Genomic DNA, 22,255 nt, shown 5'->3' on the forward strand with positions numbered 1-22,255 from the left:
GGATGTTTCACGTGAAACATCCCGCCCGCTTCGTTCGATTGGCCGCTGCGGCTAGGAGAGCTCCCGCCACATGATGATGTCGTCCCGGTAGTCGTCATCGGCCATGCGCACCGCGCGCGGCAGACGACCGACCTCAGTGAATCCGTGTCGCCGGTAGAACGCGTCGGCACCCGTGCCGGAGCGGACCTTGAGGCTGAGCGCCTCGAGCTTCAGCTCCTCGCGGGCGACGCGGTCGACTGCCGCCAGCAGTTTGCCGCCGAGACCGCCGCCCTGCCGGGCGGGGTCGACCTGGACGTGGCGCATGGTTCGCCACCCGTGTCGCGGCGGGCTGTCGTTTGATGTGAGAACACACCAAGCGACAATGGCGGCTCCTTCCTTTAGAGCGACCAGCGTGTCAGTCCGGTCGATCACTCGCGCGAGAATGGAAACGGTGTGAGGGCGGACCTCGTCGATGTTGACCGGCGGGACGAACCCGACGGAACCGCCGGCGTTCGTCACTCTCACCCAGAGGTGGCTGAGTTCGTCAACGAGCGCGGCGGTGACCGGCGGGTCCACCAGGACGGCGATGTCGTCGCCCGAAACGGGCGTCGCCTCCGGCGTGGAACTATCAGTCACTGTTGCATGCACGCCTTCCAGCTTGCCCTATGGACGGGTCCTCCCGACAGGGGCTTCCCGCCATATGGGCGCAGGTCACCTGTGACCCTGAAAGCCCCCGAAATCCGTTGTCGGACAGTGATTCGCCTGGTTCGCGGGGTATGGGTGGCCCGCTGTCGCGGGTAGAGGAGGGTGGACGCCAGTTAACCCATTTGAAATCTGCCAAAAGGTTGATTCCGGTGGTTTCCACTCTCGCCTCCATGGGGTATTTTTCGATGGTGGCAGCTGCGAGTACCCCCGGCCCGAATTCGAAGTCCGACCTGACGAACCCGAGGATCCAACCCCCGAACCCGCGTGCGAGCGGGGTCCGTCCCGCCCTGCCCGCCTTCGTCGACTGGCCCGCCTTCCCGTTCGAAGGCGACCTCCGCATCAAGCCGCTCCAGGAGCCGGTCGAAGCCGAGCCGCCGCGGCGCGGCGACCGCCAGGAGCAGTGTGCGGCCTGCCATACGCCGGACTCGGTGTACCTCTGGTCGAACGAACGCTGGCGCCTCAAGAGCCCGCCCGCCCCGAGCGGACTGCCGGTGGTGGTCATCCTCGAGCCGCGCGCGCACCTCGACCTCGGCGACCTGTCGACCATGCACGCGGCGGAGCTCGGCGTCCTGACCGTGCGCCTGGAGCGGGCGATCCGGTCGCTCGAGTCGGTCGCCCAGGTCCACGTCAACCGCTGGGGCGACGGGACGGCGCACCTGCAGCAGTGGTTCCTCGCGCGGCCCCACGGCTATCTTCAGCTCCGCGGCCCGTTCATGACGATGTGGGACGAGATCCTGCCGCCGGTCGAGGAGCACGAGTGGCGCATGAACCTCGAGTACATCGCCGCCTGGCTCAGCGACGACTGACGCCCGGGGGAGGAGCCGCACCCGGTTGGCGGGCAACGACGACTGAGGGCGCCGATGTTTCACGTGAAACATCGGCGCCCTCGCGTCGTGCGGTTCAGGAGCGGGCGATCGCCCGGCGGACCATCGTGGCGAGGACTTCGCCGAAGTCGAGCCCCGCGGCGTCGATCGCCATGGGCAGCAGCGACGTCTCGGTGGTCCCGGGGGCGACGTTCGCCTCGAGGACCTGGATGCCGCCGGCGTCGTCGACCATGAGGTCCACGCGCGACATGTCGCCGAGCCCGAGCGTCCGGTGCGTCTTGAGTGCCAGCTCGGCCACGCGGGCCGCCACGGGCTCGCTGAGGGCCGCGGGGACCGTCCAGCGGGTCGCCCCGGGGTTGTACCGGGCCGCGTAGTCGTAGTCGCCGTGGAGCGGCGCGATCTCCACCGGCGGCAGGGCGGTCGGGCCCTCGCCGATGTCGACCACGCCGACCGCGATGTCGCGGCCTTCGACGAACGTCTCGATGAGCGCCGTGTCGCTGTAGGAGAAGCAGCCCATCATCGCCGACGGGAAGTCGTCCTCCTTGCGCACCGCGTGCACGCCGAGGCCGGACCCGCCCGAGTTCGGCTTGACGATCAGCGGCAGGCCCATCTTCGCGGCGATCCGGTCGAGGAGCTTGCGGGCCCCGAAATCGGAGAACGCCTGGCGCGGCATCGACGTCCAGTCCGGCGTGGGGATCCCGGCCGTCCGGAGCAGGTCCTTGGCCGTGATCTTGTTCCACGCGCGGCGCGCGCCCGTCGAGCCGGTGCCGACGATCGGCAGGCCGATGAGCTCGAGCACCGCCTGGAGCGAGCCGTCCTCGCCGGGCTGGCCGTGCACGAGCGGCAGCACCACGTCGGGCGGGAACTCCTGCAGCGCGGGCAGCAGCTCGCCGTCGAGGTCGCGGACGTCGCACGCCATGCCCTGCCGCTGGAGCGCGTCGGCGGCGCGGCGGCCCGACTTCAGGGAGATCTCGTGCTCGTACGACATGCCCCCGGCGAGGATCAGGACCCGGATGTCCGACGCTGCGGCGCGCTCCTTCATGCCGCGCCCCCTGCGAAGGTGTCGCGCAGCTCGATGTCGCCGGCGACGACGCCGGCGAGGCGCCGCACCCCTTCGCGGATGGCCTCGGCGGTCTGGGTCGAGAAGTTCAAGCGCATCTCCCTGCGGCCGTTGCCGTCGGCGTAGAAACCGGTGCCCGGGACGTACGCCACCCGCTCCTGGAGCGCGCGGGGGAGCATCGCCTTCGAGTCGAGCCCGTCCGGCAGCGTGGCCCAGATGAACAGGCCGCCGCCGGGGACGGTCCAGGTCATCCCCTCGGGCATGTAGTCGCCGAGCGCGGCCAGGAGGGCGTCCCGGCGGTCCCGGTAGAGCGTGTTGAAGACCTTCACCTGCTGGCGCCACTCCATCTCGGTGAGGAAGCGGAGCGTGGCCTCCTGGGTGAGCCCGGACGGGCACAGGATCGACGCCTCGATCGCCAGGAGCAGCTTGTCGCGCACCGCGGGCGGGGCCAGGACCCAGCCGAGGCGCAGGCCCGCGGCGAAGATCTTCGAGACCGTGCCGAGGTAGATGACGCCCCGGTCGGCGCGGGCGCGCAGCGGCGCCGGCGGGGTGCCGTCGAAGCTGATCATCGAGTACGGGTCGTCCTCGATGATGAGCAGCCCGTGCCGCTCGGCGATCGCGAGGATCTCCTCCCGGCGGTCCTCGGTCATCGTGACGCCGGCAGGGTTCTGGTAGGTCGGGATCGTGTACAGGAACTTCGCGCGGCGCCCTTCGCGTTCGAGCGCGGCGAGGCCCTCCTCGAGGCCGGCGGGCACGAGCCCGTCGTCGTCCATGGGGAGGTGCCGGACGTCGGCCTGCGCGGCCTGGAAGGCGCCGAGCGCGCCGACGTACGTGGGGCCCTCGGCGAGCACGATGTCGCCGGGGTCGAGGAAGGTGCGGGCGAGCAGGTCGAGCCCCTGCTGCGCGCCGGTGGTGAGGACGAGGTCGTCGGCCGAGGCGCGGATGCCCGACAGCTCGAGGACGCCGCACAGCGATTCGCGCAGCGCGACGGAGCCCTGGCCCGGGCAGTAGCCGAGCGCTTCGGCGCCGACCTGGGAGAGCAGGCGGGTGAACATCTCGCCGAGCTCGTCCATGGGGAGCGCGGCCGTGTACGGGTTCCCTCCGGCGAGGGAGACGACCTCCGGGCGCGATGCGACCGAGAACAGTGCGCGGATCTCCGACTGTGCCATCCCGTGAACCCGGGATGCGTAGCGACCGGTGTAATCGTCGAGTGTTGTACCGGACACGCGGAGACCTCCTCTGATGGTCCTCGTCGCCCGCGAACCGTGGTCGCGGGTCGCGCTCTGCGTCGTTCGCGAGTGCTGCTGACAGCGTAGTTGAGAAGCCGCTTTCGGCGATGCACTGTCGGCCGAGCCGGCGGCCTCGAACGCGAGCGAGCCGCGTATGCCGCCGTTCGCACACGGTGATCGAACCACTCTACTAGCACAGGGGCTGAAGGCACCGCGTGTTTTCCGTCATGTGGACCCCTCACCGACGTAGGCTGGACGGGTGCATCGGCGCATGGTCAACCTCACACTCGACTCCTTGGACGAAGTTCCGAGGCGGTGTCGCGCCTGCGTGTTCTGGGAGCTGTCTCCACTGTGCGGCGAGGCCGCCCGCGACGTCGGCGAGCCCGCGATCGAGAAGGAGGCGTGGCTCTCGCACACGCTCCTGGAATGGGGCGGCTGCGGGCGGATCGCGTACGAGGGCGACGCGGTCGCCGGTTTCGTCACCTACGCCTCCCCGAAGTACGTGCCCCGCTCGATGGAGTTCCCGTCCGGCCCCGTCTCGCCCGACGCGGCACTGCTGATGACGGCCTACGTGCACCCCGCGTACGCGGGCTCGGGCCTGGGCCGCCAGCTCGTCCAGACCGTCGCGGCCGACGTCGCGCGCCGCGGCATCTACGCGCTCGAGACCTTCGGCGACGCCCGCGGCGAGGCCGGCGCCTGCCTGGTCCCGGCGGACTTCTACCGCTCGGTGGGGTTCAAGACGGTCCGCTTCGACCCGCGCTACCCGCGGCTGCGCCTGGAGCTGCGCTCGGCGATCGACCGGAGCGTCGAGGCCGAGGAGGCCATGGAGCCGAGTGATTCGGTGGAGTGGTTCAAGCTCGACGACATCGAGCTCGAGCAGTTCTTCGGCGAGCCGACCACGAGCCGCTCCCGCATCGACCGCCCCGGGACCCAGCGCGGCGGCGAGATCTTCGACTGCCGGTGAATCCGCGGCCCGGCCCCGGTGCGCGCACGCGGCGGAACCCCGCGGGCTTCGACGACGCCGCGGTCCGCACCGGGGCGCGGCGGGAGCGTCGCGGGAACGAACCGGGGGACGGAGCCGCCGGCTCCGTCCCCCGATCCCCGTCTGGTCCTACTGGCTGAGGAACTTGCGGATGGCCGCCTTGGGCTGGGCGCCGATGAGCTGGTCGGCCGCCTGCCCGTTCTTGAACAGGATCATGGTCGGCACGCTCATGACGCCGAACTTGCGGGTGGTCTCGGGGTTCGCGTCGGTGTCGAGCTTGCGGATCTCGATCGAGTCGATCTCCGTCGCGAGCTCTTCGAGGACCGGCGCGACCTTCTTGCAGGGACCGCACCATTCGGCCCAGAAGTCGACCAGCACCGGCTTGTCGGCTTCCAGCACCTCGGCCTGGAACTGCTCGTCGTTGACGGCTTTGATGGCGCCCATGGGCATCCTCCTGTGTGTGTGAAGAAGGGGAAGTCGGTCAGACCGCCGCGACGGCGGTGTCCTCGAGTGCGGTGACGTAGCGCTCGGCGTCGAGCGCGGCGGCGCAGCCGGTGCCGGCGGCCGTGACCGCCTGCTGGTAGGTGTGGTCGACCAGGTCGCCCGCGGCGAACACGCCGTCGAGGTTGGTGCGCGTCGACGGGGCGGCGACCTTCACGTAGCCGGACTCGTCGAGCTCGACCTGGCCCTTGAACAGCTCGGAGCGCGGGTCGTGGCCGATCGCGATGAACAGGCCCGTCACCGGCAGGTTCCGCGACTCGCCGGTGACCGTGTCGACCAGGTCGACGCTCGCGACCTTGCCGCCCTCGCCGTTGATCTTCTCGACCGCGGAGTTCCAGGCGACCTCGATCTTCGGGTTCGCCAGGGCCCGCTCGGCCATGATCTTGGAGGCGCGGAACTCGTCGCGGCGGTGCACGATGGTGACCTTCGAGGCGAACTTGGTGAGGAACGTGGCCTCCTCCATCGCCGAGTCGCCGCCGCCGACCACCGCGATGTGCTGGTCGCGGAAGAAGAAGCCGTCGCAGGTGGCGCACGCGGACACGCCGCGGCCCATGAGCTCGGACTCGCCGGGGACGTTCAGCGGCCGGTACGCGGAGCCGGTCGCGAGGATCACGGACTTCGCGAGGTACTCGCGGTCCTCGACCCAGACCTTCTTGATCTCGCCGGTCAGGTCGACGCGGGTGACGTCGTCCGAGACGAGTTCGGCGCCGAAGCGCTCGGCCTGCTTGCGCCAGGAGTCCATGAGCTCGGGGCCCATGATGCCCTCGGGGAAGCCGGGGAAGTTCTCGACCTCGGTGGTCTGCATGAGGGCGCCGCCGAACTGGAAGCCCTCGAAGACGAGGGGGCGCATGTTCGCGCGGGCGGTGTAGAGCGCGGCCGTGTACCCGGCCGGGCCCGAGCCGATGATGATGACGTCGCGGATTTCGCTCACCGGGTTTCGCTCCTGTGGTCGTTCGGCGCTCCAGGGTCGGCTCCCTGATGCTGACAGCTTCAACCCATCCTATTGACCCGAAATTCCTGCGCCCGCCGCCGTGGCGGCCTTGTGACAGGCGGATACCCGGATGGTGTGGAAGCTCACGCCGCCGAGCGCGCCGGGTCAGCGCTGGACGGCCAGCGCCTCGATGATCCCGTCGGCGCACGCCGGGCTGAGCGCGACCGCGATCTCGCCCTGGTCGGAGGCGAGGAGCGCGATGATCGCCGGGGACGACTCGTACGTGGCGAAGTCGACCGCGACGAGGAGGCTCTGGTACTCCTCGGCGATCGCCTCCTCGCAGGCCCGCCAGAACTCGCCGCCGGCGGCGAGGGGTTCGAGCTCCGCGGGGACCTCCGCGGCGACCGCATCGGCGGCGGTGAACCTGCCGAGGCCGCGGAGGGCGGCGAGCAGGTCGGTCGATTCGCTGTAGTCGGTGCCGCTCGCGAAGGACTCGACGCCCGGGAGGCCGAGCTCGCCGTCCTCGGACTGCGCGTCGACCGGATCGTCGCCGGGCTGGGGCGAGGCCTCCTCGGCGGCGTAGTCCTCGTCCTCGACGGATCCGGGGGCGTCCTCGGCGTGGACCTGGGCGGAGCCCGCGTCCTCCTCCGACGGGGTGGTGAGGGCCTGGAGGCCGACGGCGACCGCGCCGACGGTGACGAGGACCGCGGCGGCGCCGCTCGCGATCGCGTACCGGACCCGCTTGGGCCGCAGGCGCTCGGCGATCGAGGCGAGGAAGCCCTCGCGTTCGGGGGCGCGCTGCGCGGCGGCGGTGTGGAGGGTGTCGGCGGCCGGGAGTGCCTCCAGGACGCGGTCGAGCCGGTGCGCGACCTCGTCGGGCAGGTCCCCGTAGCCGTCGGAGGCCTGCCGCAGCACGCGCGCGACCTCGGTCTCGGCCCCGGTCTCCCCGGGCGTCTGCCCGATCATCGGCTTCCCTCCTCTCGGCCGGTCGGCTGCCCTGCTCCTGGTTCGACGCCGCGCTGACCCGGGGGGTTCCCGGTCGCGACGGCGCCCGGGGCGTCGTGCAGGGCGGCGCCGGCCGGATCGAACTCGGGCAGGACGGCCGCGAGGCGCTTGCGGGCGCGCGAGGCCCGCGACTTCACCGTCCCGGGCCGCACTTTGAGGATCGCGGCGACCTCCTCGACCGGGTAGCCGAGCATGTCGATGTAGACGAGGACGGCCCGCTGGTCGAACGGCAGGTCCGCGAGCGCGCGGTGGACGGTGAGGCGCAGCGCCGCCTGCTGCGGGTCGTCCCCGGCGGGGGCCGCGGGGGCCGGTTCGCGACCGTCGTCGGGCAGCGGGACGGTGGGGCGCCGGCCGGCCGCGCGGATCCGGTCGAGGCAGGCGTTCACGACGATCCGGTGGAGCCAGGTGGTGACGGCCGAGCCGCCCCGGAAGGTCCCGGCCGCCTGGTACGCCTTGATCATCGCGTCCTGGAGGGCCTCGGCGGCGTCCTCGGGGTCGGCGAGCGTGCGCACCGCGACCGCCCACAGGCGGCCGCGGTGGCGGCGGAACAGCTCCCCGAACGCGTCGCGGTCGCCGCCGACGTGGCGGCGCAGCAGCTCGGCGTCGCCCACTCCGTCCATCGGGCCGGGGAACGGGGTCCCGGGTCGCGGGTCGGCGGGCGTGAGGGGGCCGGGCATGGTCTTACCGGATGAACACGTTGATGTCGGAGATCGTGAGCTTGTACCCGCCGGAGGAGGCGGGCAGCTCGGTCACCCAGACGACGATGTAGCGCGTGGCCTCGCCGCCGGCCTGGAGTTCGATGTTCGTGTCGGCGTCGGCGACCGGGGCGGCGAGCTCGGTGAACTCGTCGACGATGGCCTGGTCGCCCTCGGAGCTGTCGCCGGGGTCCTCGTCGCCGGCGAGGAGGCCGACGGTGGCGCCCGCGCTGGTCATCTGGACCCGTACGGAGGCGACTTCGACGGCTTCGCCGAGGTCGATGAGGATGCCCATGCCGGGCTTGAGGTTCCCGAAGCCCGGGTCGTTGTAGTAGGTGTTCGTGGACCAGCCGGTGGAGGCGTTGTCGTCGATGACGGCTTCGACGCCTTCGCCCTGGTCGCGGTCGCCGTCGGGCGGGTCGACCACGCGGATGTCGTCCGCGGTGATCTCCGCCTCGGTGGGTGCGGCGACCTCGCCGGTGGTCTCCTCGGAGGAGTCGTCGCCGCCGGTGTCCTCGCGGGTGACCTGCTCTTCGGCGCCGGCCGGGTCGTCGCCGCCGCCGAAGACGATGGTGGTGCCGATGACGCCGGCGAGGATGACGGCGGCCGCGACGGTGGCGACGACCGCGAGGCGTTTCATGCCGATCGGCGGGGCGGCGGCGTCGCCGGAGCCGCGGCGGCCGATGGTGATCGCGCCGAGGACGCTCGTGGCCTGGGCGGGTGCCGGGTCGGCGCCGCCGGTCTCGCTGAGGCGGCGCAGTTCGACCGCGAGTTCGGCGGCCGAGGGCGGGGTCTGGGAGTGGTCGAGGAGGTCGGCGGTGAGCCGGGCCAGGCGGGACGGGACGCCCGGGACGACCTTGTCGGCGTCGAGGACGCGGCCCCATTCGTCGGTGGCGGCGTCCGGGAGGCCCGTGTTCTCGGCGGGCACGACCCGCGGCCAGGCGCCGGTGAGGCAGGCGTAGAGGGTCGCGCCGAGTGCGCGGACGTCCTCGATCTGGGTGTTGCCGGGCTCGTTGCGGGGTTCGGTGACCATGACGCGGTCGTCTTCGGACAGGAGGATCGAGCCGGGCTGGAGGTCGGCGTGGGTGACGCCGCCGTCGTGGAGGGCGGCGACCGCGTCCGCGACGGACGCGACGAGTTCGAGCGCGTGGGCGCTCTCGAGCGTGTGCTGCTCCAGGACGCCGCGGAGGGACGAGCCGTTGACCCATTCGCGCACCACGTAGGCGAACCGGCCTTCGTCGACCGCGTCGTACACGTCGACCATGGAGTCGACGTGGGTGCGCGAGGCCGCCACCGCGGCGGTCATGGTCGGGGCCGCGTCCTCGCCTCCGGGGGAGCGGAGCACGACCGCGACGGAGCGGTGGAGGAGGACGTCGACGCCCCGCCACAGCTGGCGGTGGCCGTTCGCGCCTCCGACGTGCTCTTCGAGGCGGTACCGCTCTGCGAGCAGGTCGCCCACGGACGGCACTTCGGCGGAACTCATGGTGCGGGGTCCTCCCCTCTCAGACCGGCCCCGCGGAGGGGCCGTGCCGGCCGGTCGGGTCTTTCAGGCGTACAGGCGTGTTCAGAGTGGTGCAGGGTCCTTGGGTGATCCGGCGTCCGGCCAGAGTGCACGTAAGGATCGTACTTGCCTCATCGTCGCAGCCTTGCGCGCACCGTTGCCTGGAGCGACGCCATTTCAGTGACGCGGAATACCAGGCAGGCGGCGAGATACACGCCGAGGAGGGCGATGCCGAGGACGATCGCCGCGCCGAGCTGCCCGAGCTTCGAACCGGACACGTCCGGCCAGACGGTCCAGCCGCCGTACGCCGCCGCGCCCGCGATGAGTGCGGCCGCACCGGTGCGGACCAGGCCGGACGCGGTCTTGCGCATCCCGAGGAGCCCGACCCGCTTGCGCAGCAGGCTCATCGAGAGCAGGAGGCTCACGAGGTAGGAGACGCCGTTGGCGGCGAGGAGACCGACGACGACCCACTCGAGGGGCAGGAACGCGAACGCCAGGAGGTACCCGCCGATGCGGATGGCGATCACCGGCAGGTTGAACAGGCCGACGGTCTTCGTGTCGGTCTGGGCGTAGAACGCGTAGATCTGGAGCTGGCTGATGGAGAACGGCATGAGGACGACGCCGACCATGAGCAGCGCCTGCCCGGTGGCGACGGCCATGGTGTGGTCGTACGCGCCCCATTGGAAGATCGCGAGCGCGATCGGCTCGTGCAGGGCGATGAACGCGGCGGCGATCGGCACCAGCAGGAACGACGCGAGGCGGATGCCGCTGGAGAGGTGGTCGGTGAGCTCGCTCCAGCGGCGGTCGTCGGCGGCGCGGGTCATGCGCGGCATGAGCGCGGTGATGACGGAGACGGCGACGATGCCGTGCGCCATCATCATCATGAGGTAGGCGTTGTTGTAGACGGTGGTGCCGGGCACGAACGCGCCGTCCCCGCGGGCGGCCGCGGCGTTCGCGACCTTGATCACGGCCATGACGGCGACCTGGTTGGCGGCCACGAAGAGCAGCGTCCAGCCGGCCATGCGGCGGATGTCGCGCAGGGGCAGGCGGCGGAAGTCGAAGCGCAGCCGCCATTTGAACCCGGCCTTGCGCAGCGCGGGCGCGAGGCACAGCACCTGGATGAGGACGCCGGCGGTGGTGCCGCCGCCGAGCAGGACGACCATGCCGTTCGTCACCTGGTCGGCGTCGGCGAAGAGTTCGCCGGCGGCGTTCGGGGCGGCGTCGCGGGTGTACACGAAGTAGAAGACGGCGCCGACGGTGATGACGACGAGGTTGTTGATGATCGGCACCCACATGGGGGCGCCGAAGTGCTCGCGGGAGTTGAGGACGCCGGAGAGGATCGCGAACAGCCCGTAGAGGAGCAGCGCCGGGAGCATGAGGTAGGAGAACTCGGTGACGAGCGCGTGCTGGGAGGGCTCGGCCATGGCGCCGGCGATGAGCGGGGCGCAGAGGGTGACGACGAGCGCGGCGGCGCCGAGGACGAGGGCCGCGAGGGTGAGGAGGCGCTGCGCGAAGGCGTCGCCGCCGTCGGGGTCGTTCTTGTGGGCCTTGACGAACAGGGGCATGATGATGCTCGCGAACACGCCGCCGAGGACGAGCTCGTAGATCATCTGCGGGAAGTACTGGGCGGTGGTGTACGAGTTGCCGAGGAGTCCGGCGCCGACGGCCGCGGAGATGACGACGGTGCGCCCGAAGCCGGTGATGCGCGAGACGAGGGACCCGGCGCCCATGAGGAGGCTGGAGCGGACCACGTTCTTGCCCTGCGGGGCCTGGGGGGCGTCAGGGGGTGCGGGCGCGGCCGGCGGGAGCGGGCCCGCGGGGGTGTAGCCGTTGCCGGTGAGGGGGCCGTCCGGCCGGGAGAACCGGGGGTTCTGGTGGGGGTGCCGGCCCAGGGCGGGGCCAGACGGCGAGTACTCCGGGCCCGGTCCCGGTCTCGCGCTAGGTTCGGCCATTCTCGCACTCTCCGCTAAGCTTGCCCGGCGATGTCTGACAACAGTAGCGGTAAGGAAATCACGGTCCCGCCGATCGCCGACGAACTGGGTCGGGTGTTCGAGCGGGAGGGCCACGAGCTGCACCTGGTCGGCGGCCCGGTCCGCGACGCGGTGCTGCGCCGGCGCGTGAGCGACCTCGACTTCACCACCGACGCCCGCCCGGAGGCGACCGAGGCGATCCTGCGCCGGCACTGCTCGACGGTGTGGACCACGGGCGCCGACTTCGGGACCGTCGGGGGCATGTTCCGCGGCGAGCAGGTCGAGGTGACGACCTTCCGCGCCGATGCCTACGACCGCGTCAGCCGCAATCCGATCGTCCGCTACGGCGACCGGCTCGAGGACGACCTGGAGCGCCGCGACTTCACCGTGAACGCGATGGCCGTGTCGCTGCCGGGCCACGAGTTCGCCGACCCGTTCGGCGGGATCGCGGACCTCGCGCGCCGCACCATCCGCACGCCCGCGTCCCCGGAGTCGTCGTTCGCCGACGACCCGCTGCGGATGCTGCGGGCCGCGCGCTTCGCCGCGCAGCTCGGTTTCGACGTCGACCCGCTCACGCTGGAGGCGATGCGGGACATGGCGTCCGAGCTGTCGCGGATCACCGCCGAGCGGATCCGCGACGAGTTCGTGAAGCTCATGCTCGCGCCCGACCCGGTGGTGGGGCTGCGGATCCTGGTCGACACGGGCCTGGCCGGCCAGTTCCTGCCGGAGCTGCCGGCGCTGCGCATGGAGATCGACGAGCACGCCCAGCACAAGGACGTGTACGAGCATTCGCTCCAGGTGCTGCGCAACGCGATCGCGCTCGAGTCGGACGGCCCGGACCTGCTGCTGCGGCTCGCGGCGCTGCTGCACGACATCGGCAAGCCCGAGACCAAGGACGTCGCCCCCGGCGGCGGCGTCACCTTCCACCACCACGACGTGGCGGGGGCGCGCCTGGCGCGCCGCCGCATGCGCGAGCTGCGGTTCCCGAAGGCCGATGTGCAGGCGGTGTCGCTGCTGATCTCGCTGCACCTGCGCTTCTACGGGTACGACGACGGCGCCGAGGGCGGCTGGACCGATTCGGCGGTCCGCCGGTACGTGACCGACGCGGGCGACCAGCTCGACCGGCTCCACGTCCTGGTCCGCTCCGACTGCACGACCCGCAACCGCCGCAAGGCCGAGCGGCTGCGCCGCGACTACGACGCGTTCGAGGAGCGGATCGCGCGGATCCGCGCCGAGGAGGACCTGCGGGCGGTCCGCCCCGACCTCGACGGCAACGCGATCATGGAGCTGCTGGGCCTCGAGCCCGGCCCCGAGGTGGGCCGGGCCTGGGCGCACCTCAAGGAGCTGCGGCTGGAGCGGGGTCCGCTGCCTCGCGAGGAAGCGGAGGCCGAGCTCCTGGCTTGGGCCGCGGCGGAAGGGATCGCACCGCGTCCAGACGCGGGATGAGGACCTCCTGCACCACGAGGGCGCACATGATCGCCACGGTGACCCACCGCGACGCGGCGGCGGCGAGGAACAGGCCCTCGGGGATGCCGCGGCCGTCCTCGGCGGAGACCTGCAGCATCTTGCCGTAGAACGAGAAGAAGTAGAACAGCTCGGCGGCCTGCCACACCAGGAAGAAGCCCCACTTGGGGCGGGCGAGGACGGCGAGCGGGATCAGCCACAGCACGTACTGCTGCGACCAGACCTTCCCGAACAGCAGGAACGTGGCGACCACGAGGAAGCACAGCTGCGCCAGCCGCGGCACGACGTCCTCGTTGGACGGCGCCTTGATGCCGAAGGCGCCGCCGGCGGTGCGCCGCTGCGCGAAGTACCCGAGCGCGGCGATTCCCAGGCAGGACAGGGCGAAGCACACGAGGTACAGGTCGTTGACGAACTCGGAGTCCCACAGCGACTCCCAGCCGGTGATGCCGCGGAGCACGTACCAGCCGGTCCCCCAGTCGACGGGCCGCTCGGAGTTGAGTTCGAAGAACCGCATCCACGAGTCGGGCCACAGGTACGCGACGGGCCCGTTGACGACCGCCCACACGATCGCGGCGGTCGCGGTCGCCTGGAGCGCGGGCAGGAGCCGCTTCTGGCGCAGCGCGAGGACCAGCAGCGGGCCGATGAACAGGAGCGCGTAGAACTTCGCGGCCACGGCGAGCCCGAGGAACAGCCCGGCCATGACCGGTCGGCTCCGCTGCCAGTACAGGAAGAACGGCATCGACAGGGCGACGGCGAACAGGTCCCAGTTGACGGTGGCGGTGACGAGCACGACCGGCGCGGCCGCGAGCATCATCGCGTCCCACGGCCGCGAGGGCCGGGAGTACAGGAGCGCCGGGTCGGGGTCGGGCCCGGGCAGGTCGGTGCGGCGGTTGTCCTCGCGGATCCGGTGCAGCACCGCGATGGCGAGCGCGCCGCAGATGAACAGCACGATCGCGTTGAGGTGCCAGAAGATCGGGCCGCCGTCGGTGCCGGCGACCGCGCCGAGCCGGTACGCGATCTGCCCGAGGACGCCCATGAACCATCCGGTCAGTACCGGGTATTCGACCGGGTGGTCACGGTAGGGGACGGCGCCCTCGTTGAGCTTCTCGGCGCCCCACAGCGCGCGGATGTCGGTGTAGCAGGCGCTGGTGTACTGCTGCCAGTCCACCCAGCCGCCCGCCGAGCACGGGTACTTCTGGAGCCAGTTGACGGCGAACGCGATCAGTCCGGTGAGGAGGATGACGCGGATCGGGATCCAGAACCGGCGGCGGGGCGGGTCGACCGCGTGGCCGCCGAACGGCCCGCCGATGAAGCTCGACGCGATCCGGGCGACGCGGTCGGTGAGGGTGGGCGCGGCCGGGGGGTGGCCGACGGGTCGCTCGCGCTCGGCGGGGGGCGGCGAGGCGATCGGTTCAGATGAAGACGGCGGCATGGGCCCTATTGTGGCCCATGCCGCCGCGGCTCCGATACGGGCCGAGGAGTGCGGCTCCCCGGCCCGTGATCAGTTGTCGTCCTGGTTGTTGCCTCCGGGGCTCTCCGAGGACTCCTCGGACGGCTCGGCCGAGGTCTCGTCGTCGCACGATGGCGGGTCCCACGGCATGCCGGTGCACTCCTCGTCGGTGGACTCCTCACCGGTGGGCTCCTGCGAGGTCTCCTCGCCGCCTTCGTCCTCGTCCTCGCCGGGCTGGCAGGTCTCGCCGTCCCAGGTGCCGCCGTCCGCTTCGCAGTCCTCCTGGGCCTGCTCGTCGACCTGGCCGGCGCAGAGCGGGTCCTCGGGCTTCGCGGCGCAGAACGCGCCGCCCTCGAGCGGGCCGCCGGCGTCCTCGATGTCCCAGGTGCTCGCGCTGCCCTTGTTGGCCTTGCCCTCCCACTCGATCTCCTCGTCCCAGCGCTCGTCGCCCTCCTTGGCGTCGAGGATGCGGTTCATCGCGTCGAACCAGACCGGGTAGGCGGTGTTGGAGCCGAACACGCCGTCCTTGTTCCCGTCGGGGCCGGCGATCGGATCGGACTCGGAGGTGGCGTTGCCGACCCAGGCCGCGATGGAGAGCTGCGGGATCGCGCCGACGTACCAGGCGTGGGCGTTCCAGCCGGTCTCGCAGTCCTCGCAGGTGGCCTCCCACGTCCCGGTCTTGCCGAAGTAGTCGCGGGAGAGCTGGTCGACCTCGGACTCGCCGCCGATCTCCGAACCGACCCACTGGAGGTCGCGGGCGGTCTCGACGTCGATGACCTGCTTGGATTCGAGTTCCTCGACGGGCTCGACCACGTTGCCCTCGTTGTCGCGGACCTCCTTGACGAAGTGGGTCGGCCAGTGCTCGCCGTCGTTGGCGATGGTGGCGTACATGGAGGCCATGTCCGCGACGCTCGTCGGGTACTGGCCGAACGCGAGGTGGTGGTAGAACGGGTCGGTGGTGCTCCGGCCGCCGATCTCGCACGCGTCGGCCTCCCCGTCGGTGTCGGCGAGGAAGACGCCGTCGAGGTTGACGACGGGGTTGCAGTTGTCGTCGAGCAGCAGCGGCGTCTCGAGGGCGATGTTGCCGAACTCGTCGGTCACCCAGTTGCCTTCGCCGTCGAGGGCCTGCCCGTACTGCGTGTAGGTGCCGTTGTCGTGGAACTTGTAGCCCACGACGACGTCGTGCGCCTTGTCGTCGTCGTCGTACACCTGCCGGGTCTGGGTCATCATGTCCAGACCCATGGCGTCGGCGTAGCTGAGGATCGCGTCCGAGCCGTACTTCTGCGAGATCGCGTACATCGGCGTGTTCTTCGACTGGCGGAGCGAGTCCGTCAGCGTCAGCTCGATCTTCGACTCCTGGCCGCCGTTGCGGAGGGTGCAGTTCGGGTACTCGCCGCCGCCGATGCAGGTCTCGGTGTCGTCGTTCTTGAGCGTGTCGAACGGGCGCGGCGAGCTCGCGTTGAACCACGAGTCGATGGAGTCGCCGTTCTCGATGGCGGTCGCGGCGGTGATCAGCTTGAACGTCGAGGACGGCGGGTGCGGGGACTCGTCGCCGGCCTTGTCGACGCCGAAGCCGTTGTCGCCGCCGTACCAGCCGAGGACCTCGCCCGTGTCGGGGTCGATGGCGACCATGGCCGTGGTCATGTAGTCCTCGTACTCGGCGAGGGTCGCCTCCTCGTTGGTGTCCTCGAAGTAGACGTACCCCTCGTCGTTCTTGTCGAGCGCGGCCTCGTCGCGGTTGGTGACGATCTCGTCGTTCTCGTTGAGCATGTTGCCGTCGGCGTCCGTCTTGACGGCGAGCTGGCCGCGCGAGCCGGTGGTCTTGAGGGCCGCCTGGATCTGCGAGTCGATGGTGAGCTCGACCGTGTAGCCGCCGCCGGTGTTGTCCTCGGTGTTGCCCTTGAGCATGTCCTTGGTGATGCCGTACCGGGTGAGGAGCTCGTCGAAGACGTAGCCGTCGCGCTCGTTGACGATGAAGCCGTAGTCGGTGTTGCCGCCCCACGAGCCGGAGGCGTTGAACGTGTCGATCGGCGTCGGGTACTCGTACCCGTCGCGCTCGGACTGGGTGAGCGCGCCGGTCTCGACCATGGCGTTCATGGTGAAGTTCCAGCGCCCGACCGACGCCTCCTCGTTGTACTCGTCCTCGTAGTAGGGGTCGTAGTAGCCGTTGGGCGACTTGACCTGCATGACGATGAACGCGGCCTGGTCGTAGTCGAGGTCGGCGAGCGGCACGTTGAAGTAGTTCTTCGCGGCCGCCTCGATGCCGTAGGCGCCCCGGCCGAAGTAGGCCATGTTCAGGTAGGCGCCGATGATCTCTTCCTTGGAGTACTCCGACTCCATCTTGATCGCCAGGGCGGCCTCGCGGGCCTTGCGGTCGTACGAGATGTCCTCGCGGGCGTCCATGTACATGCCGGCGTACTGCTGCGTGATCGTCGAGGCGCCCTGCGTCTCGCCGCCGGTGAGGTTGTTGACGAGGGCGCCCATGGTGCGGATGTAGTCGACGCCGCCGTGGTCCCAGAACTTGCGGTCCTCGAGGGCGACGAGTGCGTCCTTGACGGTGTCGGGCATCTCCTCGGGGTCGGCCTGGAGGCGCAGGGTGTCGCCGAACGCGCCGACCTGGACGCCGTCGGCGGACAGGAACGCGGAGGACTCGCCCTGCCGGAAGACGTCCTTGATCGGCGGTGTGTTCTGGAAGAAGTAGGTGGCGATGACGGTGACGCTCGCCACGAAGATGATGCCCATCGCGATGAGGGCCGCGAGCATCTTGCGGCCCAGGCGCTTGCGCTTCTTCTTGGGGCCTTCGGCGTCGTCCTTGCCCAGCGGCCCGTTGCCGGCGCGCCGGCGGCCGCCGACGCCGGCGCGGCCGGTGCGCTCGTCGGCGTCGTTGAGGTTGATGGGCCGGGCGGAGCCGACCGAGGCGGATCCCACGGAAGCGGAACCCACGGAGGCGGACCCGACCGAGGCGCGGCCGGCGCCGCCGCCGACCGACGCGGAGCCGACCGAGGCGCGTCCGGAACCCGAGCCGCCGACCGAGGCGGACCCGGTGGGCCGGGCGCCGCCGACGGACGCGGACCCGCGGCCGACCGGGGCCTGGCCCGCGGGAGGCGTGCCGTACTGCGGCCGGGCGCCGCCGACGGAGGCCGAACCGCGGCCGCCCCCCTGCGGCTGCGATCCCGATCCCGGTTGCTGCGGACCCGGACGCCGGCCCTGCTGCGCTCCGCCGCCCCACCCGTAATCGGGCTCGCGCGAGCCGCCGCCGGAGGCGCTCCCGTAGGCGCGTCCCTGCCCGGAGGCCCGACCCTGCGGCCGCCCCTCTTCGGGCGGCGGGTCGGGGCGGTAACCGTAGTCGCTCATGCTCAACCATCCACGTGCTGTGTGTAAACCCCAGCCGGGGCTTGCCGGTCGGCCCGGTGCGCCCGGCGTCCCGAGGGGATCGCGCCCGGCGGACCGGCGTTCGCAAAGGTCTACTTCCGGCATGGGGGGTGGCCGGTCGCCTCGCAGTTTCGCACACCGAATCTGAGAGGACTCTGCTAGATCGCATCGTGCGCCCGAGCCTATCGGATCGATGGGCCTCTGAACAGGGATCGGACCTGTACCTTGACGTGATTTGCGACTGCCGCTATGGTTAGCGTGATGTATCGGCCCGATACATCGAGCTGTTAGATCGCCGTGTGGAAGGAGGGACGAGGTGCTGGAGCTGGCCATCCTGGGGCTCTTGCACGAATCCCCGATGCACGGCTACGAGCTGCGCAAACGCCTCCTGGCCCTGCTCGGGGCCATCCGGGCCGCGTTCAGCTACGGATCCCTGTACCCGACCCTCAAGCGGATGCGCCAGCGCGGGCTCATCGTCGAGGAGACCCCCGTCGGCGACGCGGACCCCAAAGGCGCCGCCGCCCGCGGCACCGTGGAGAAACCGCTGCTCAGCGGCCGCAGGGCCCGAAAGGTCTACCGGCTCACACCCGAAGGCAAGGAGCACTTCGCGCAGCTCATGGCCGACGCCGGCCCCGAGACCGCGGACGAGGCCCTGTTCGGGGTCCACTTCGCCTTCTTCTCCCGCACCGACCCGGCCACGCGCCTGCGGATCCTCGAGGCGCGCCGCCGCCGCGTCGAGGAGCGCCGGGAGCGCATCCGCGAGGCGCTCGCCCGCACCGCCGAGCGGCTCGACGCCTACGGGCTCGAGCTGCAGCGCCACGGCCTGGAGACCGCCGAGCGCGAAGTGCGGTGGCTCAACGAGCTCATCGCCACCGAGGAGGGGCGCCGCCCCGGGCGGCACGACGACTTCGGCGATCCCGTCGCCGGACCGGGAGGGCTCAGCGCGCTCCCGGAACAGGGAACACCCGATCCGGCTGCGAGTGCCGGAGACCCAAATAAACAAGACAAAGGAGGCATGCGCGATGGGTAAGCTGCGCGTAGCCATTGTCGGCGTGGGCAACTGCGCCTCTTCGCTGGTCCAAGGCGTCGAGTACTACCGGGACGCCGCGCCCGAGGACCGCGTGCCGGGCCTCATGCACGTCCAGTTCGGCGACTACCACGTGAACGACATCGAATTCGTCGCCGCGTTCGACGTCGACGCGAAGAAGGTCGGCCAGGACCTGGCCAGTGCGATCAACGCCTCGGAGAACAACACCATCCAGTTCGCCGAGGTCCCGCCGACCGGGGTCCACGTCCTGCGCGGCCCGACCCACGACGGCCTGGGCCAGTACTACACCGAGATGGTCACCGAGTCCTCCGAGGAGCCCGTCGACGTCGTCGCGGCCCTGAAGGACGCCGAGGCCGACGTGGTCGTCTGCTACCTGCCGGTCGGTTCCGAGAAGGCCGCGAAGTTCTACGCCCAGGCCGCCATCGACGCCGGCTGCGCGTTCGTCAACGCCCTCCCGGTGTTCATCGCCTCCGACCCCGAATGGGCCCAGAAGTTCGTCGACGCCGGCCTGCCGATCGTCGGGGACGACATCAAGTCGCAGGTGGGCGCCACCATCGTGCACCGCGTGCTGGCGAAGCTGTTCGAAGACCGCGGCGTGCGCCTCGACCGCACGTACCAGCTGAACTTCGGCGGGAACATGGACTTCATGAACATGCTCGAGCGCACCCGCCTGAAATCGAAGAAGATCTCGAAGACGCAGTCGGTGACCTCCCAGATCCCGCACGAGATGCTCGGCGCCGACGTCCACATCGGCCCGTCGGACCACGTGCCGTGGCTGACCGACCGCAAGTGGGCGTACATCCGCCTCGAGGGCACCACCTTCGGCGACGTGCCGCTGAACGCGGAGCTGAAGCTCGAGGTGTGGGACTCGCCGAACTCGGCCGGCGTCATCATCGACGCGGTCCGCGCCGCGAAGATCGCGATGGACCGCGGCCTCGGCGGCCCCGTGGAGTCGGCCTCGAGCTACTTCATGAAGTCCCCGGCCAAGCAGTTCTCCGACGAAGAGGCCCGCATCTCCGTCGAGGACTTCATCGCCGGCCGCTAGGCCCCGACCGCAACCGCTCTCCATAGGGGCCCCGATTGCAAAATCGGGGTCCCCCTTGGCTTTCACCGGAGCTATCCTCGGACAATGCGCACCGACGGCCACGTTCGGAACCTCGCCCGCAACCGCCGATTCCGGCACCTGCTGGCGGTGCGGCTCACCTCCCAGGCCGCCGACGGCATGTTCCAGGCGTCCCTCGCCCTGTCCGTGTTCTTCAACCCCGCGCTCGGCGAGGCCGGCGACCCGTTCCGGTACGCCACCGCCGTCGCGCTCCTGCTCGGCCCGTACTCGCTGCTGGGCCCGTACGTCGGCACCGTCCTCGACCGGTTCAGCCGCCGCAACCTCATCGGCGGCGCGAACCTGGTGCGCGCCGCCCTCATGATCGTCATCTGCCTGACCCTGCCCGGCGGCTTCAACTGGACGTGGGTGCTGTGCGCCATGGTCGTCCTCGCGGCCAACCGGTTCGTGCTCGCGGGCCTCAGCGCCACCCACCCGCAGGTCGTCCCCGAACGCGACCTCGTGACCGCGAACTCGCTCGCCTCGACGCTCGGCGCGCTCGCCTACGGGCTCGGCCTCGCCACCACCGGCGTCGCGAAGCTCCTCGACTCGAACATCTCCTACTCGATGCTCGCGCTCGCCGCCGGCTGCGGATACCTCGTGTCCGCGTTCATCGTGTGGGCCTCGTTCAAGCGCGACTCGCTCGGCCCCGCCGAGGACGAGGCCGCCCCGGGCGGCCTGTGGCAGGGCATCGCCGCGACCACCGCCGGAATGATCGCCGGCTTCAAGCACCTCGGCCGCCGCCGCGGCCCGGCCCTGGTCATGGCCGTCCAAGGGCTGCACCGGTTCCTGTACGGGATCGTGTTCATCATCGCGATCGCCCTGTTCATGGGCTTCTTCTGGGACGTCGAATCGGACCCCACCCACCGGACCACGATCTCGTGGCTCCTCGTCCTCGCCGTCCTCGGCAACGTCGGGGTGCTCGCCGCCGCGATCGTGACCCCGCGCGCCACCCGCGTGTGGGGCCCCAAGAACTGGGTGGTCGTCCTCATGGCGCTGTGCGCCGTCGTCGTCGCCGCGCTCGCCGGGACCATGCGGCCGGTCATGTTCGCCGTCGCGGTCCTCCTGGTGAACATCGCCTCCCAGGGCGTGAAGATCACCGTCGACACCAGCATCCAGCGCGGCGTCGAGGACGCCTACCGCGGCCGCGTCTTCAGCGTCAACGACACGATCTACAACGTCGGCTACCTCGCGGGCCTGTTCGCGGCCGCCCTCGTCGTCCCGACCGACGGGTACGCACCCGGAACGCTCGTCGGCGTCGCGGTCTCCTACGGCCTGATCTGCGTCGGATACGCCTACCTCGCGCGAGACGACGCCCCGTACGATGCTGAGTCATGGAGCCCAGCCGCCCCGCATCCGGGACCCCAGCCGAGACCGAGCACGAGCCGGTAGCCTCCAGCCCCTTCCGCTCCACACCCCCCTGGGAGCGCGGCAGCGGATGGAAGCGCGGCCTGGCCGGCCTGGGCGCGGTGCTCCTCACCGCCGGCTCGATCGCCGGCGTCGCCTGGCTCGCCTTCCGCGACGGCGACGGCGAAGGCGGCGACACCGGCGAGGTGATCACCGAACGCTGCAACGTCACCGAAGCCGACGACGTCGGCGCCGGCGCCGACCCGTTCGAACCGTCGGCACCGCCCGAGCGGTCCCTCGCCCTGATCCAGACCAACTACGGCGAGATCGCCGTCATGCTCTGGGGCGACCTCGCGCCCTGCGGCGTCGACGCGTTCACGCACCTGTCCGCCACCGGCTTCTACGCCTCGCACGAATGCGACCGGCTCACCACCCAGGCGGTCGACCCGACCGCGATCCTGCGCTGCGGCAAGCCCGGACTCGACGACGAGCGCGGCGACGACTCGTACGGACCGGGCTGGCGGTTCCAGGCCGAGACCGGCATGGCCGGGAACGACGTCGCCGACGTCCTCGCGCTCATCACCGACGACAAGGGCCGCGCGGGCTCGGCGTTCGCGCTCATCCGCGGCGCGGCCGTCCCCACCGCGGGCGTCAGCGTCATCGGCGGCATCGTCGACGGCTACGAGGTCCTCGACCAGATCGCGGCGCTCTCCGAGACCGTCGAATCCGACGGCGCCCCGCCCGTCCCGGTCGAGATCTGGGGCATCACCGTCACCGAGCTCACGGACCTGCCGAGCGGACCCGACACGGTCGGCGAACCCACCACGCTCCCGTCAGGGGCCGGCACCGGCACCCCGACCGCCGGAGCGACCGCCACCCCCTCCGGCACGCCGACGGGCACCGCGACCGGCACCGCCACCCCGAGCGGCATCACCACCCAGGGCCGCGACTAGGGCGGGCCCTAGTTGTTCTGTCTTGGGAGGTTGTGAACACCTCACTGGCTGAGCCGGGCGGAAATGGAGCGAGGGCCTTCTGGTTCGGTGTGTGTCGCTACAACGTCACGCCGATCCGGGAAGGCCCTCTATGACTCACT

18 protein-coding genes are annotated in these 22,255 nt (G+C 71.0%); 7 read left to right on the top strand and 11 right to left on the bottom strand.

The features are described 5' to 3' along the window. Positions 1-51: 51 nt before the first annotated feature. The gene (locus GFD30_RS16475) at positions 52-615 is read right to left on the bottom strand and encodes a GNAT family N-acetyltransferase (protein ID WP_194201996.1); all 564 of its coding nucleotides are present in this window, start codon (positions 613-615) and stop codon (positions 52-54) included. Between the two features lie 257 nt (positions 616-872). Between GFD30_RS16475 and GFD30_RS16480 the strand changes: the two genes are divergently transcribed. Further along, positions 873-1,490: a hypothetical protein gene (locus GFD30_RS16480; RefSeq protein ID WP_322633324.1), complete on the top strand. Its 618-nt coding sequence runs from the start codon at positions 873-875 to the stop codon at positions 1,488-1,490. A gap of 94 nt (positions 1,491-1,584) precedes the next feature. Here the strand turns inward: GFD30_RS16480 and GFD30_RS16485 are convergent, their stop codons facing one another. Together GFD30_RS16485 and GFD30_RS16490 are read right to left on the bottom strand one after the other, a co-directional pair. Beyond that, positions 1,585-2,550, bottom strand: coding sequence for a D-alanine--D-alanine ligase family protein (locus GFD30_RS16485; RefSeq protein WP_153026281.1), 966 nt, complete (start codon positions 2,548-2,550; stop codon positions 1,585-1,587). Further along, complete coding sequence (locus GFD30_RS16490; RefSeq protein ID WP_407649075.1) at positions 2,547-3,794, bottom strand: aminotransferase-like domain-containing protein; 1,248 nt, start codon at positions 3,792-3,794, stop codon at positions 2,547-2,549. The genes GFD30_RS16485 and GFD30_RS16490 overlap by 4 nt, the downstream gene beginning before the upstream one ends. 262 nt (positions 3,795-4,056) lie before the next feature. Here GFD30_RS16490 and GFD30_RS16495 point away from each other — a divergent pair, with 262 nt between their 5' ends. Beyond that, a complete protein-coding gene (locus GFD30_RS16495; protein ID WP_407649076.1) occupies positions 4,057-4,761 on the top strand; it encodes a GNAT family N-acetyltransferase in 705 nt (234 codons plus the stop codon). Positions 4,762-4,908: 147 nt separating this feature from the next. On the opposite strand, the gene trxA is transcribed toward GFD30_RS16495, so the two are convergent. The 6 genes from trxA to murJ all read right to left on the bottom strand — a co-directional run bounded on the left by trxA (position 4,909) and on the right by murJ (position 11,364). Further along, the gene (gene trxA, locus GFD30_RS16500; protein WP_153026284.1) at positions 4,909-5,223 is read right to left on the bottom strand and encodes a thioredoxin; all 315 of its coding nucleotides are present in this window, start codon (positions 5,221-5,223) and stop codon (positions 4,909-4,911) included. A 37-nt stretch (positions 5,224-5,260) separates the two neighbouring features. Then, positions 5,261-6,211, bottom strand: a complete 951-nt coding sequence (trxB, locus tag GFD30_RS16505) for a thioredoxin-disulfide reductase (RefSeq protein ID WP_322633325.1) — start codon at positions 6,209-6,211, stop codon at positions 5,261-5,263. A gap of 165 nt (positions 6,212-6,376) precedes the next feature. Further along, positions 6,377-7,177 carry a hypothetical protein gene (locus GFD30_RS16510; protein WP_153026286.1) on the bottom strand — a complete coding sequence of 267 codons (801 nt, stop codon included), beginning with the start codon at positions 7,175-7,177 and terminating at the stop codon, positions 6,377-6,379. Next, positions 7,174-7,893, bottom strand: a complete 720-nt coding sequence (gene sigM, locus GFD30_RS16515; RefSeq protein WP_227996459.1) for an RNA polymerase sigma factor SigM — start codon at positions 7,891-7,893, stop codon at positions 7,174-7,176. Before sigM ends, GFD30_RS16510 begins: the two co-directional genes overlap by 4 nt. A 4-nt stretch (positions 7,894-7,897) precedes the next feature. Beyond that, the gene (locus GFD30_RS16520) at positions 7,898-9,394 is read right to left on the bottom strand and encodes a protein kinase domain-containing protein (RefSeq protein WP_153026287.1); all 1,497 of its coding nucleotides are present in this window, start codon (positions 9,392-9,394) and stop codon (positions 7,898-7,900) included. 149 nt (positions 9,395-9,543) lie between these two features. After that, positions 9,544-11,364, bottom strand: a complete 1,821-nt coding sequence (murJ, locus tag GFD30_RS16525; protein ID WP_153026288.1) for a murein biosynthesis integral membrane protein MurJ — start codon at positions 11,362-11,364, stop codon at positions 9,544-9,546. 30 nt (positions 11,365-11,394) lie between these two features. On the opposite strand from murJ, the gene GFD30_RS16530 reads away from it, so the two are divergent. Further along, the gene (locus GFD30_RS16530; protein WP_153026289.1) at positions 11,395-12,828 is read left to right on the top strand and encodes a CCA tRNA nucleotidyltransferase; all 1,434 of its coding nucleotides are present in this window, start codon (positions 11,395-11,397) and stop codon (positions 12,826-12,828) included. Here the strand turns inward: GFD30_RS16530 and GFD30_RS16535 are convergent. Together GFD30_RS16535 and GFD30_RS16540 are read right to left on the bottom strand one after the other, a co-directional pair. Further along, a complete protein-coding gene (locus GFD30_RS16535; protein WP_153026290.1) occupies positions 12,719-14,278 on the bottom strand; it encodes a glycosyltransferase family 87 protein in 1,560 nt (519 codons plus the stop codon). The two genes, GFD30_RS16530 and GFD30_RS16535, sit on opposite strands and share 110 nt — an antisense overlap. Positions 14,279-14,347: 69 nt before the next feature. Beyond that, positions 14,348-17,650: a transglycosylase domain-containing protein gene (locus tag GFD30_RS16540; RefSeq protein ID WP_153026291.1), complete on the bottom strand. Its 3,303-nt coding sequence runs from the start codon at positions 17,648-17,650 to the stop codon at positions 14,348-14,350. A gap of 334 nt (positions 17,651-17,984) precedes the next feature. Between GFD30_RS16540 and GFD30_RS16545 the strand changes: the two genes are divergently transcribed. The 4 genes from GFD30_RS16545 (at position 17,985) to GFD30_RS16560 (ending at position 22,115) form a co-directional block, all read left to right on the top strand. Further along, a complete protein-coding gene (locus GFD30_RS16545) occupies positions 17,985-18,698 on the top strand; it encodes a PadR family transcriptional regulator (RefSeq protein ID WP_322633326.1) in 714 nt (237 codons plus the stop codon). After that, the gene (locus tag GFD30_RS16550; protein WP_153026292.1) at positions 18,691-19,761 is read left to right on the top strand and encodes an inositol-3-phosphate synthase; all 1,071 of its coding nucleotides are present in this window, start codon (positions 18,691-18,693) and stop codon (positions 19,759-19,761) included. The genes GFD30_RS16545 and GFD30_RS16550 overlap by 8 nt, the downstream gene beginning before the upstream one ends. An 84-nt stretch (positions 19,762-19,845) precedes the next feature. Next, positions 19,846-21,207 carry an MFS transporter gene (locus GFD30_RS16555; RefSeq protein ID WP_153026293.1) on the top strand — a complete coding sequence of 454 codons (1,362 nt, stop codon included), beginning with the start codon at positions 19,846-19,848 and terminating at the stop codon, positions 21,205-21,207. Beyond that, positions 21,150-22,115 carry a peptidylprolyl isomerase gene (locus GFD30_RS16560; RefSeq protein ID WP_153026294.1) on the top strand — a complete coding sequence of 322 codons (966 nt, stop codon included), beginning with the start codon at positions 21,150-21,152 and terminating at the stop codon, positions 22,113-22,115. Before GFD30_RS16555 ends, GFD30_RS16560 begins: the two co-directional genes overlap by 58 nt. Positions 22,116-22,255: the final 140 nt, after the last annotated feature.

Origin of the sequence: Glycomyces albidus (assembly GCF_009451885.1) — a bacterium.
Taxonomy (GTDB): domain Bacteria; phylum Actinomycetota; class Actinomycetes; order Mycobacteriales; family Micromonosporaceae; genus Glycomyces; species Glycomyces albidus.

What these genes read in the sequence shown, in the direction of transcription:
- sigM (WP_227996459.1), bottom strand. Translation starts at nt 7,893, where the DNA reads ATGCCCGGCCCCCTCACGCCCGCCGACCCGCGACCCGGGACCCCGTTC.
- GFD30_RS16485 (WP_153026281.1), bottom strand. Translation starts at nt 2,550, where the DNA reads ATGAAGGAGCGCGCCGCAGCGTCGGACATCCGGGTCCTGATCCTCGCC.
- trxA (WP_153026284.1), bottom strand. Translation starts at nt 5,223, where the DNA reads ATGGGCGCCATCAAAGCCGTCAACGACGAGCAGTTCCAGGCCGAGGTG.
- GFD30_RS16555 (WP_153026293.1), top strand. Translation starts at nt 19,846, where the DNA reads ATGCGCACCGACGGCCACGTTCGGAACCTCGCCCGCAACCGCCGATTC.
- GFD30_RS16530 (WP_153026289.1), top strand. Translation starts at nt 11,395, where the DNA reads ATGTCTGACAACAGTAGCGGTAAGGAAATCACGGTCCCGCCGATCGCC.
- GFD30_RS16550 (WP_153026292.1), top strand. Translation starts at nt 18,691, where the DNA reads ATGGGTAAGCTGCGCGTAGCCATTGTCGGCGTGGGCAACTGCGCCTCT.
- GFD30_RS16520 (WP_153026287.1), bottom strand. Translation starts at nt 9,394, where the DNA reads ATGAGTTCCGCCGAAGTGCCGTCCGTGGGCGACCTGCTCGCAGAGCGG.
- GFD30_RS16535 (WP_153026290.1), bottom strand. Translation starts at nt 14,278, where the DNA reads ATGCCGCCGTCTTCATCTGAACCGATCGCCTCGCCGCCCCCCGCCGAG.
- GFD30_RS16540 (WP_153026291.1), bottom strand. Translation starts at nt 17,650, where the DNA reads ATGAGCGACTACGGTTACCGCCCCGACCCGCCGCCCGAAGAGGGGCGG.
- GFD30_RS16560 (WP_153026294.1), top strand. Translation starts at nt 21,150, where the DNA reads ATGGAGCCCAGCCGCCCCGCATCCGGGACCCCAGCCGAGACCGAGCAC.
- GFD30_RS16510 (WP_153026286.1), bottom strand. Translation starts at nt 7,177, where the DNA reads ATGATCGGGCAGACGCCCGGGGAGACCGGGGCCGAGACCGAGGTCGCG.
- murJ (WP_153026288.1), bottom strand. Translation starts at nt 11,364, where the DNA reads ATGGCCGAACCTAGCGCGAGACCGGGACCGGGCCCGGAGTACTCGCCG.